Origin of the sequence: Halomonas sp. CKK8 (assembly GCF_029625235.1) — a bacterium.
GTDB lineage: Bacteria > Pseudomonadota > Gammaproteobacteria > Pseudomonadales > Halomonadaceae > Halomonas > Halomonas ventosae.
Genome location: NZ_CP121193.1, coordinates 3,153,565 through 3,165,558 on the forward strand (window position 1 = coordinate 3,153,565; position 11,994 = coordinate 3,165,558).

Genomic DNA, 11,994 nt, shown 5'->3' on the forward strand with positions numbered 1-11,994 from the left:
TACGGGTCCCCTTGACCATGGATGCCTGCCGGCGATCACCGCTTGCTACTCTAGGCTGTCCGCCTTGCGATAGCGACCGGTGTAGTCGAAGAGCTTCTCGCGTATCTGCCAATGGCGCCCCACCTTGCGGCCCACCACGAAGTCGGGGTGGCGCAGGCGGCGCTGTTCGGCGATCACCTCGTCCGGCGTGCGTGGCGACCAGCGGCTGCCCGGGGCGCGCAGGTGCTCGCGCAGGAAGGCCGCGGCGAAGGCGCCGCGCTGGGCCGGGGTCTCCAGGGCGAACCATTCCGACAGCATGGCACCGTCTTCGTCATGATAGGTCACCTTCAATCGCGGCAGGCCGCGGCCGTTGACCGTGGCCTCGAGCTGCATGCCGGCCACGCGCAGCACTCGGGCATCGCGCAGGCGCAGCGCCTCCTTGAGCTTGTCGTCGGCGTCCACGAGCAGGGTCTCGCAGCCGTGACAGCGCCGGGCGGCGATATCGTTCTCGGCGCCGCATTCGCCGCACACCTTGAAACGGAAACGGAAGTCGCACTGCGTGCGCTTGCCGCGCTCTTCCTCCACCAGCCCCTGGCAGCGCCGCCCGAAGTGCTCGATCACCAGCTCGCCGTCACGCTTGCCCCAGAAGAGGTTGGCATGGCCGCAGGCCGGGCACTCGACCTGCACCGGCTCGCTGTCGGAGGCGGACCTGGGCGAGCCCACCTCCGGGGCATAGAGGTCCCAGGGGTTGCCGGCATAGTCGAGGACCAGGCAGTCGCGCTTGCCCGGTGAGAGTCGCAGGCCACGGCCGACGATCTGCTGGTAGAGGCTCACCGACTCGGTGGGGCGCAGGATGGCGATCAGGTCCACGTGGGGCGCATCGAAGCCGGTGGTCAGCACCGCCACGTTGACCAGGTACTTGAGCTCGCGGGCCTTGAAGGCGCCGATGAGCCTCTCGCGCTCGACGGAGGGCGTCTCGCCGGTGACCAGCGCCGCCTCCCCCGCCGGCAGGTAGCCGAGGATCTCCTCGGCATGGGCCACGCTTGCCGCGAAGAGCATCACCCCCTGTCGTTCCCGCGCACGCTCCACCACCTCGGCGATGATGCCCGGCGTGGCGCGATGGCCGGCCACCACCCGGTTGAGCTCCTCCTCGCGGAACAGGCCGCTCGTCCCCGGCGTGAGCGCCGAAAAATCATATCTCTCCACCGCCGCATCGATGCGCCGCGGCTCGGCGAGGTAGCCCTGCTTGACCATCAGGCGCAGCGGCTGTTCGAAGACGCAGTCCTGAAAGAAGCTCTCCGCCTCTCCGCGCACCATGCCGTGGTGATGGCGGTGGTAGATGAAGCCCTGGCCGAGACGATAGGGGGTCGCCGTGAGGCCGAGAATCTTGAGGCGCGGGTTGGCCGCGCGCAGGCGATCGATCACCTGGCGGTAGCTGGAGTCCTCGGCCGGCGAGACCCGATGGCACTCGTCGACCACCAGCAGGGTGAAGGGGCCGCGCGGATGCTCCGGCGCGGCGAAGCGCTCGAGGTTGCGCACCACCGACTGCACCGAGCCGAACACCACCTGGCGCCCGGCCTCCTTGCGCCCCAGGCCGGCGCTGAAGATATCGGCCTCGAGGCCGTAGGCCAGGTACTTGGCGTGGTTCTGTTCCACCAGCTCGCGCACATGGGCCAGCACCAGCACCCGCCCCCGGGCCAGGCGCGCCAGCTCCGCGATCACCAGTGACTTTCCGCTGCCGGTGGGCAGCACCACCACCGCCGGCTCGCTGGAGCCGCGAAAATGCGCCACGACACGCCGCACCGCCTCCTGCTGGTAGGGGCGCAGCGAGGGCGGCGCGGCGCGGGATGGGGGAGCGGCGGAGGCAGGCATGCAGGTTCCGGGATGGCAAACGGGGCCGCCATCTTAGCGAGGCGTCGCGCGCTCGTCAGGGGGCAAGCGAAGCGTAATGGCCCTTCGGCCTCCCGGGTCATCGACCAGCCGGTCAGGAAACCGACGACATTGCCGACAGGCCACGTATGAGATCGACGCTTCGCGGGCGCGACCGGCAGAAACTTGATCCGGGTCATGTCGAACGTCGCTAACCTGCTTGAGCATGGCCCTTTCCAAGACTCCCGATAGAGGAGAGCGCCATGCACACAATTCCAACAAGCGCCACCCCCCCGCCTGCTGCCCGAGGAGCTCCTGGGCCTTGCCCGCGACCATGAGCGCGACGAACTCGAGCGCTACCGCGGCCTCGCCTTCCGTTTCCTCGCCTTCAGCAGCGCCACCAGCCGGCTGATGGCGACGCTGGGCATCGAGTGCGAGATGCGCCTGTCGGGCCTCGCCCAGGCCGCACGTCGCCTCGGCCTGGAGGCACCGCACATCGAGGCGGACACGCGCCTGGCGGCGCGGGCCGTGTCACCACCGGGGCTGATCGACAGCCTGATGATGGCGCGGGACGCCCTGTCCCAGGCCATGGCCGATGCCGCCGTGTCCCGGCAGTTCTATGTGCGGCTCGGCGAGTTCGGCGTGGCCTCCTCCCTGGGCCACGAGTTCGAGGCGATTGCCCGCCAGAAGCGGGCGGAGCTGGCCATCCTGAGCGAGCACTGCCTCGATCGCGGCACCGCTTCGGGAGAGCGCCGCCGCGCCTGACCGGCAACGCGACACGATCCTGACACGATCCCCACATGACGGAAGGCGGCCCGAGGGCCGCCTTCCGTGTCGTCTGCCGTGGGCCTCGCGGGATCAGCCCAGCCAGACACGCGCGTTGCGGAACAGGCGCATCCAGGCGCCGTCGCGGGTCCACTCGGCGGGCCGCCAGGAGTTGGTCACCGCGCGCACCACCCGCTCGGGGTGCGGCATCATGATGGTGACCCGGCCGTCGGGCGTGGTCAGGCCGGTGATGCCGGAGGGCGATCCATTGGGGTTGGCCGGGTAGCGGGTGGTCACCTGGCCATGGTTGTCCAGGAAGCGCAGGGCGACCTGTCCGCTGCCCTGGATGCCACGCAGGTGGGCACTGTCGCGGAACTCGGCGCGGCCCTCGCCGTGGGCCACGGCGATGGGCAGGCGCGAGCCCTCCATGCCGGCCAGCAGGATCGACGGGCTCTCCTCCACCTGCACCATGGAGACCCTGGCCTCGAACTGCTCGGACTCGTTGCGCACGAAGCGCGGCCAGGCCTCGGCCCCGGGGATCAGCTCACGGAGCTGGGCGAGCATCTGGCAGCCGTTGCACACCCCCAGCGAGAAGCTGTCGTCGCGCTCGAAGAAGGCCGCGAACTGCTCCCGGGCGCGGGGATTGAAGAGCACCGACTTGGCCCAGCCGCCGCCGGCGCCCAGCACGTCGCCATAGGAGAAGCCGCCGCACGCCACCAGGCCCTTGAACGCCTCCAGCGACACCCGCCCTTCCAGGATGTCGCTCATGTGCACGTCCACCGCCTCGAAGCCGGCCCGGTCGAAGGCCCAGGCCATCTCCAGCTGGCCGTTGACGCCCTGCTCGCGCAGCACGGCCACCGCCGGGCGCGTCTTGTTGAGCTGGGGTGCCTGGACATAGGGGGCGGCGATGTCCTCGTCGACCTCGAAGGTCGGCTGGGCAGAGAGCCCCGGGTCGCGACCGTCGAGCAGGCCATCGAACTCGCTCTTGGCGCAGTCGGCGTTGTCACGCAGCGCCTGCAGGCGGTAGCTGGTCTCGGCCCAGGTGCGCTCGGCCAGCAGCCGGGTAGTCTCCAGCAGCGGCTCCTCGAAGAGGGTCACCCGCACCTGGTCGTCGTAGCGCGGCCGGGCGATGACGCCACAGGTCTCGATGCCGGCGGCGGCGAACTGGGCCAGCACCGCCTCGGTGTGCCGGCGGTTCACCTGGATCACCGCCCCGAGCTCCTCGGCGAAGAGCGCGTTGAAGGCGTCGACGGGCTCGTCGATCAGCCAGTCGAGCTTGATCTCGAGGCCCGCATGGGCGGCGAAGGCCATCTCCAGCAGGGTCACCAGCAGGCCGCCGTCGCTGCGGTCGTGGTAGGCCAGCAGGGTGCCCTCGGCATTGAGCCCCTGGATCACCGCGAAGAACGCCTTGAGGTCCTCGGGGTCGTCCAGGTCCGGGCACTCGTTGCCCACCTGACCATAGACCTGGGCCAGGGCCGAGCCGCCCAGGCGGTTCCGGCCACCCCCCAGGTCGATCAGCAGCAGGTCGGACTCGTCCTGCTCCAGGTTGATCTGCGGGGTCAGGGTCCGCATGGCGTCGCTGACCGGCGCGAAGCCGGTCACGGAGAGCGACAGCGGCGAGGTGACGCTCTTCTCCTCGACCTGCCCGTTTTCCGCGCCACTCTCCTGCCAGGCGGTACGCATGGACATGGAGTCCTTGCCTACCGGGATGGCGATGCCCAGTGCCGGACAGAGCTCCATGCCCACCGCGTGGACGGCGTCATACAGCGCCTGGTTCTCGCCCGGGTGGTCGGCCGCGCTCATCCAGTTGGCGGAGAGCTTGATGTCGCCGAGCGTGTCGATGGGCGCGGCGGCCAGGTTGGTGATGGTCTCCGCCACCGCCAGGCGGGCGCTGGCCGCGGGGTCGATCAGCGCCACCGGCGGCCGCTCGCCCATGGCCATGGCCTCGCCGGCATGGGTGTCGAAGCTCGCCGTGGTCACGGCGACGTCGGCGACCGGCACTTGCCAAGGGCCGACCATCTGGTCGCGGGCCACCTGGCCGGTGATGGAGCGGTCGCCAATGGTGATCAGGAAGCTCTTGGAGGCCACGGCGGGCAGGCGCAGCACGCGGTCCATGGCCTCGCGCAGGTCGAGGTTGTCGAGCATCACCCCGGAGAGCGTCTTGTCCCGGCGCTGGAACTCGCGCTGCATCTTCGGCGGCTTGCCGAACAGCACGCTCATCGGCAGGTCGACCGGCTGGCTCTCGAAGTGGCCGTCGGTCACCGCCAGATGATGCGCCTCGGTCGCCTCGCCCACCACCGCATAGGGGCAGCGCTCGCGCTCGCACAGCGCCTCGAAGGTGGCGAGGTCCTCCGGCGCCACCGCCAGCACGTAGCGCTCCTGGGCCTCGTTGCACCAGATCTCCAGCGGGCTCATGCCCGGCTCGGCGTTGGGCACGGCGCGCAGGTCGAACAGGCCACCGCGCTCGCCATCCTTGACCAGTTCCGGCAGGGCATTGGAGAGGCCCCCGGCGCCCACGTCGTGGATGAAGCGGATCGGGTTCTCGCTGCCCAGCGCCCAGCAGCGGTCGATCACCTCCTGGGCGCGGCGCTCCATCTCGGGGTTGCCGCGCTGCACCGAGGCGAAGTCCAGGTCGGCGCTGGAGGTCCCGGAGGCCATGGAGGAGGCCGCGCCGCCGCCCAGGCCGATCAGCATCGCCGGGCCGCCCATCACGATCAGCTTGCCGCCCACCGGGATCTCGCCCTTCTGGACGTGGCCGTCACGGATATTGCCGTAGCCGCCGGCGAGCATGATCGGCTTGTGGTAGCCACGGCGCTCGATGCCGTCATGTCCCAAGGCGTCCTGCTCGTAAGTGCGGAAGACGCCGGCGAGGTTGGGGCGGCCGAACTCGTTGTTGAAGGCGGCGCCGCCGATGGGACCCTCGAGCATGATCTCGAGCGCCGACTGGATGCGCTCGGGCTTGCCGTAGTCGAAGGCCTCCCAGGGCTGCACGAACTCGGGGATGCGCAGGTTGGAGACGGTGAAGCCGGTCAGGCCCGCCTTGGGCTTGCCGCCGATGCCGGTGGCGCCCTCGTCGCGGATCTCGCCGCCGGCGCCGGTGGCCGCCCCGGGGTGCGGCGCGATGGCCGTCGGGTGGTTGTGGGTCTCCACCTTCATCAGGATCTGGATCGGCTCCCGGGTGCTGCCATAGACGGCACGCTCGCCGTCCTTGCCGGAGAGCGGCACCGGGAAGAAACGCGGCGCCTCCGAGCCACGGATCACCGCGGCGTTGTCACTGTAGGCGGAGAGGATGTCGCCGGGCGAGCACTCGTGGGTATTCTTGATCATCCGGAACAGCGAGTGGCTCTGCGCCTCGCCGTCCACTAACCAGTCGGCGTTGAAGATCTTGTGACGGCAGTGCTCTGAGTTGGCCTGGGCGAACATCATCAGCTCGACGTCCGTGGGGTTGCGGCCCAGATCACCGAACGCCTCGACCAGGTAGTCGATCTCGTCCTCGGCCAGCGCCAGCCCCAGCTCGGCATTGGCGGTGACCAGCGCCTCGCGGCCCCCCTCGAGCACATCGACGCTGCCCAGCGGCGCCGGCGCGTGGTGGGCGAAGAGCCGGGCGGCGTCGGAGGCATCGGCCAGCACGCTCTCGGTCATGCGGTCGTGCAGGGCGGCCCGGATCCGCTCGAAGGCACCCTCGGAGAGGGCACCGGCGACCTTCACCCGGTAGGCCACACCGCGCTCGATGCGCCGCACCCTGTCCAGCCCGCAGTTATGGGCGATGTCGGTGGCCTTGGAGGACCAGGGCGACTGGGTGCCGATGCGCGGCACCACCATGAAGAGCTGGCCCTCGGCGCGGCCGTCCTCCCCGCGCACCGGGCCATAGTCGAGCAGCTGCTCCAGCAGGCGCCGCTCGTCGTCCCCCAGGTCGCCGTCATGGTCGACGAAGTGGACATGGTCGGCGTGCAGGGACTCGACCTCGGGAACGGATGCGCGCAGGGCGTCCAGCAGCTTGGCATGACGGAAAGCAGATAGGGCGGGCGCGCCTCGCAGTTCGAGCATATCCTGGAGCCTCTGAAACAGGGGGAGAATTCGGGGCCGCGGCCGGCGGCAACGAGCGCACATGATACTGGAAAGCGCCGGGCGCGAGAAATCGGCGTAGGTGACAGCCGCCCGCGGGCTGGTTAAGGTTGAGGGTCTCATCGCCGCACGTCGCCCACATGCCCGCTTTCCCGACCGACCCTGCCCGGCGCCAGTGGCGCGGGGCCGCCCTCCTGTGCAGTGCCCTCCTGCTGGCGCTGCTGCCCGGGCGTTCCGGCACGCCCGAGGGCCCGCACCTGGGGGAGGTACTGGCGCGCGACTTCCTCAGCGTGCATACCCGCAACACCCCGACCACCTACTACGAAGGGCGCCAGGGCCCCACCGGCTTCGAATACGAGCTGATGCGGCGCTTCGCCGACCACCTGGGGGTCAGCCTGACCCTGGACGCCGACCACCATATCCAGGGCGTGCTCGACGCGGTGCGCGAGGAAGGCGACCTGGGCGCCGCCGCCCTGCCCCTGGACCCGACGCTGGACGGCCTGCTCTTCAGCCGGCCGATCATGCTCCTGCAGCCGCTGCTGGTCTATCGCCGCGGCCTGCACCCGCCGGAGACGATCGCCGAGCTGGAGGGGCTGGAGATCGGCACCCTGCGCGGCTCCGGCACCGACCGGGTGCTGCGCGAGCTGCAGGCCGAGCACCCCGGGCTGAGCTGGAAGGAGTCCGGCGAGCTGGAAGTGGCCGAGCTGCTTGGCCAGGTGGCCCAGGGCACCCTGGATGCCGCGGTGGTCTTCGAGCACCAGTTCCGCCTCAACCGGCTGTTCTTCCCCGAGGTCGAGGATGGCTTTCCCCTCGGCAAGCCGCTCTCCCTGGCCTGGGCCTTCCCCGCCGGACGGGGGCTGGGCCTGGTCGACGCCGCCAACCACTTCCTCGACGAGCTGCGCCGCGACGGCGAGCTCGACGCCCTGGTGGCCAGCTATTTCGGCCACGACGACTACCTGGAGTACGTGGGCGCCCGAACCTTCATCGCCCATGCCCGGGAGCGCCTGCCCCGCTACACCGCGCTGTTCCGCGAGGCCGCCCGCAACACCCGCTTCGACTGGAAGCTGCTGGCCGCGCTGGGTTACCAGGAGTCTCACTGGAAGCCCAGGGCCACCTCCCCCACCGGCGTGCGCGGGCTGATGATGCTGACCAACGCCACCGCCGGCGATCTCGGCGTCGACAACCGGCTCGACCCGGCCCAGAGCATCCATGGCGGGGCCCGCTACCTGCGCCAGCTGATCGAGCGGCTGCCGGAGTCGATCACTGGCGACGACCGCCTGTTCATGGCCATGGCCTCCTACAATGTCGGCCTCGGCCATCTCTACGATGCCCGCAGGATCACCGAGCAGCGCGGCGGCGACCCGGACCTGTGGCGCGACGTGCGCGAGTCGCTGCCGCTGCTCCAAGAGCGCGAGTGGCACAGCCAGACTCGCCACGGCTACGCCCGCGGCGGCGAACCGGTGATCTATGTGCGTAACATCCGGCGCTACTACGAGATCCTGGCCTACCTGGACCGCAGCCAGGAGCAGTTTCACGAACTCAATGCGCGCCTGCCCGACGAGGAGGAGAGCGCGCTGTTCGAGCAGGTGCCGCCCGTCCTCTAGTCAGCGCTCCCCGCCTGCCTCGTGCCCGGTGGCGTCGCGTCGCGCAGCGAAGAAGTCCCGCAGCAGGCGGGCGGCGCGGCCAGCCAGCACCCCGCCCTCCACCGAGACCCGGTGGTTATACCAGGGCTGGGCGAAGAGGTTGGCCTTCGACTCCGCCATGCCGCTGCGCGGCTCGGCGGCGCCATAGACCAGCCTCGCCAGGCGGGCGTGGATGATCGCCCCGGTACACATCAGGCAGGGCTCCAGGGTCACGTAGAGGGTACAGCCGTCCAGCCGGTAGTTGCCGAGCCGCTCGCCGGCATCGCGCAGGGCCCGGATCTCGGCATGGGCGCTGGGGTCGTGCGCCCCCACCGGGGCGTTGAAGCCGGCGCCGACGATCTCGCCCGCGGCGTCCACCACCACGGCGCCCACCGGCACCTCGCCGGCGGACAGTCCCCGCCGGGCCTCGTCCAGCGCCCGGTGCATGTAGAACTCGTCGCTGCGCACTGTCGTGAACTCCCGTAGACTGGATGGCATTCAGACGATCGTATGATACCGATGGCCGGCACGCCATCGCCCCGGAGGAGACCGATGAAGCCCGATGCCCTGAACGCCCTGGTGGACCTGCTCGGCCTGGAGGCCCTGGAGGAGAACCTGTTCCGCGGCCGCAGCCAGGACCTGGGCCTGCCCCAGCTGTTCGGCGGGCAGGTGCTGGGGCAGGCGCTCTCGGCGGCCAGCCAGACCGTCGATCCGGCGCGACATACCCACTCCCTGCATGGCTACTTCCTGCGCCCGGGGGACCCGCATCGCCCGGTGGTCTACCAGGTCGATGCGGTGCGCGACGGCGGCAGCTTCACCACCCGCCGGGTCACCGCCATCCAGAAGGGACGGCCGATCTTCTTCTGCAGCGCCTCCTTCCACGGCGAGGAGCAGAGCATCGCCCACCAGCCCGCCATGCCCGAGGTCGCCCCGCCCGAGACGCTGGCGGACAGCGATGCCCGACTCGAGCGCTTCCCCGGCCACCCCATCGAATTCCTGCACCTGGGCGACGAGGCCGAGGCGGGCCGACCGGCACGCAAGCGCCTCTGGTTCCGGCTGGTCGGCGAGCTGCCCGATGACCAGGCGCTGCATCGCAGCCTGCTCGCCTACAGCTCCGACTTCAATCTGCTGACCACCGCCCTGGTGCCCCACGGCATCGATTTCCGCGACCCGCAGCTGCAGATCGCCAGCCTCGACCACGCCCTCTGGTTCCACCATGACGTCAGGGTCGACGACTGGCTGCTCTACGACATGGACAGCCCCTGGGCCGGCGGCGCACGAGGCTTCGCCCGCGGCAGCATCTACGACCGCCAGGGCCGGCTGGTCGCCTCCAGCGCCCAGGAGGGGCTGACCCGGCTGCGCCGCTGACGCCTGGCATCGGGCCCTAAGCGGCGCTACCATGCCCCTGCGCCGCAATAGCTCAGCTGGTAGAGCAACGCACTCGTAATGCGTAGGTCGGAGGTTCGAGTCCTCTTTGCGGCACCAGAAATTCCTGAAGAAACGGTCACTTGGCTCATCGAGGCAGTGGCCGTTTCTCGTTTGGGGCGGTTCAGGCGGCAAGCAGGCAGCGCCCATCGGAGCGCCGCCCTGCCTTCTCCACTCTCAGCGCCAGGTCAGGTCTCGCCCCTCCAGTTGCATGCAATTCTAGCCTAAAGTCTAGTGATACGGCGTCCCGTTTCTCTCCTATCTTGCAGATTGCATGCAATCCAGGACATCCGCCGTGAGCACACCCCGACACCTCGATGCCGCCCCCGTCGCCAGAACGGCCACCGCCCAGGTCCACGAGGCGATCAAGCAGCGCATTCTCGACGGCAGCTACCGGCCCCACGACTACATCCGCGAGGCAAGCGTCGCCCGCGAGCTCGCGGTGAGCCGCACGCCGGTGCGCGAGGCGCTGCGCGAGCTGGTCTCAGAGGGCTGGCTCGAGGCGATCCCCCACCATGGCGCCCGGGTGGTCGCCTGGACGGACAAGGACGCCCGCGAGGTCTTCGAGCTGCGCCTGGTGCTGGAACCCATGGCGGTGAGGCTGGCCAGCGAGCGCCTGGACCGGGCACGGCTGGAGCACCTGGAGGCACTGGCCGAGCGCATGGAGGCCCTGACCGAGCGCGTCGAGACCGACCCCAGCGTGCGCAACGAGATCGCCTTCCTCAACCACGAGTTTCACCGCGAGCTGGTGCTGGCCAGCGACAACCAGCGCCTGGCCAGCGTGCTGGAGAGCGTGGTGCGCACCTCGGTGATCCGTCGCAACTTCGGCAACTACGACCTCACCAACCTGCGCCGCAGCATGCGCCATCACCGCGAGATCCTCGAGGCCATCGTCGCCGGCAGCCCCGAGTGGGCCGAGCACGTGATGCGCGCCCATCTGCTGGCCGCCCAGGCCCTGCATGTCCGGTCAACCGACGTCCCCGACGGCGCCCCGCCGGGGACCTCCTCCCACTGACACCCAAGAGGCACCACAACAACAATGACGCCGCACGATACCCACTCCCCGACGCCCCTCAGCGACATCAAGGTCCTCGAGCTGGGCCAGCTGATTGCCGGACCCTACTGTGGCCAGGTACTGGCCGACTTCGGCGCCCAGGTGATCAAGGTCGAGCCGCCCGGCAAGGGCGACGCCATGCGCCAGTGGGGGGAGGCCGACCGCGACACCGGCGAACCGCTGTGGTGGAACGTCATCGGCCGCAACAAGCAGTCGCTGACCCTGGACCTGCGACAGCCCCGCGGCCAGGAGCTGCTGCGCGAGCTGGCCAGCCAGGCCGACGTCATCATCGAGAACTTCCGCCCCGGCACCATGGAGCGCTGGGGGCTGGGGTACGAGGCGCTTTCCCGCCACAACCCGCGCCTGGTGATGGTGCGCGTCACCGGCTTCGGCCAGGAGGGCCCCTACGCCTCACGGGCCGGCTTCGCCTCAGTGTGCGAGGCCATGGGGGGCCTGCGCCACCTGAGCGGCTACCCGGACCGCCCGCCGGTGCGCGTGGGCATCTCGCTGGGCGATACCCTGGCCGGCCTGCATGCGGCACTCGGCACCATGATGGCGCTGCACCAGCGCGACCGCAGTGGCCGCGGCCAGGTGGTCGACAGCAGCATCTTCGAGTCGGTGCTGGCGATGATGGAGAGCCTGGTCCCCGAGTACGCCCGCGCCGGCAAGGTGCGCGAGCGCAGCGGCAGCTTCCTGCCCAAGATCGCCCCCTCTAACGCCTATCCGGCCCGCGACGGCCGCGACGTGATCATCGGCGCCAACCAGGACACGGTGTTCCGCCGGCTCTGCGAGGCGATGGGCCAACCGGGCCTCGCCGACCACCCCGACTACGCCACCCACCGCGCCCGCGGCGAGCATCAGGCGGCCATCGACGATCTGGTCGCCGCCTGGACGCGCGAGCACGATGCCCAGCAGGTGGTCGACATCCTGGCCGAGGCCGGCGTCCCGGCGGGGCTCGTCTACCGTGCGCCTGACATGCTCGATGACCCGCACTTCCAGGCCCGGGAGTCGATCGTCGAGGTGCCCGATCGCCACGGCCAGCCGCTCCCCATGCAGAACGTCTTCCCGCGGCTCTCCGACACGCCGGGACGCGTCCGCGAGGTGGGGCCGGCACTGGGTGAGCATACCGAGCAGGTGCTCACCGGCTGGCTGGGTCTGGCCCCCGAGGCCCTCGACGCCCTGCGCGCCGACGGCGTGATCTGAGGACGACAGCCC

General features: G+C 70.2%; 8 protein-coding genes and 1 tRNA gene. 6 read left to right on the top strand and 3 right to left on the bottom strand.

Going from position 1 to position 11,994, the window contains the following annotated elements; genetic code table 11:
• Positions 1 to 45: 45 nt before the first annotated feature.
• A complete protein-coding gene (locus P8934_RS14925) occupies positions 46 to 1,851 on the bottom strand; it encodes a DEAD/DEAH box helicase (protein WP_278031740.1) in 1,806 nt (601 codons plus the stop codon).
• A 408-nt stretch (positions 1,852 to 2,259) separates the two neighbouring features.
• Here P8934_RS14925 and P8934_RS14930 point away from each other — a divergent pair, with 408 nt between their 5' ends.
• Positions 2,260 to 2,613, top strand: a complete 354-nt coding sequence (locus P8934_RS14930) for a hypothetical protein (RefSeq protein WP_278031741.1) — start codon at positions 2,260 to 2,262, stop codon at positions 2,611 to 2,613.
• A 93-nt stretch (positions 2,614 to 2,706) separates the two neighbouring features.
• Here P8934_RS14930 and purL read toward each other — a convergent pair whose 3' ends face one another.
• On the bottom strand, positions 2,707 to 6,660 hold the full coding sequence (gene purL, locus P8934_RS14935) for a phosphoribosylformylglycinamidine synthase (protein ID WP_278031742.1): 3,954 nt from the start codon (positions 6,658 to 6,660) through the stop codon (positions 2,707 to 2,709).
• 158 nt (positions 6,661 to 6,818) lie between these two features.
• Here purL and mltF point away from each other — a divergent pair, with 158 nt between their 5' ends.
• On the top strand, positions 6,819 to 8,282 hold the full coding sequence (gene mltF / locus P8934_RS14940; protein WP_278031743.1) for a membrane-bound lytic murein transglycosylase MltF: 1,464 nt from the start codon (positions 6,819 to 6,821) through the stop codon (positions 8,280 to 8,282).
• Here mltF and tadA read toward each other — a convergent pair whose 3' ends face one another.
• A complete protein-coding gene (tadA, locus tag P8934_RS14945; protein WP_278034048.1) occupies positions 8,283 to 8,768 on the bottom strand; it encodes a tRNA adenosine(34) deaminase TadA in 486 nt (161 codons plus the stop codon).
• 84 nt (positions 8,769 to 8,852) lie between these two features.
• On the opposite strand from tadA, the gene P8934_RS14950 reads away from it, so the two are divergent.
• The 4 genes from P8934_RS14950 (at position 8,853) to P8934_RS14965 (ending at position 11,982) form a co-directional block, all read left to right on the top strand.
• Complete coding sequence (locus P8934_RS14950) at positions 8,853 to 9,668, top strand: acyl-CoA thioesterase II (protein ID WP_278031744.1); 816 nt, start codon at positions 8,853 to 8,855, stop codon at positions 9,666 to 9,668.
• A 41-nt stretch (positions 9,669 to 9,709) separates the two neighbouring features.
• A tRNA-Thr gene (locus P8934_RS14955) sits at positions 9,710 to 9,785 on the top strand.
• A 235-nt stretch (positions 9,786 to 10,020) separates the two neighbouring features.
• The gene (locus P8934_RS14960) at positions 10,021 to 10,740 is read left to right on the top strand and encodes a GntR family transcriptional regulator (protein ID WP_278031745.1); all 720 of its coding nucleotides are present in this window, start codon (positions 10,021 to 10,023) and stop codon (positions 10,738 to 10,740) included.
• A gap of 24 nt (positions 10,741 to 10,764) precedes the next feature.
• Positions 10,765 to 11,982, top strand: coding sequence for a CoA transferase (locus P8934_RS14965; RefSeq protein ID WP_278031746.1), 1,218 nt, complete (start codon positions 10,765 to 10,767; stop codon positions 11,980 to 11,982).
• Positions 11,983 to 11,994: the final 12 nt, after the last annotated feature.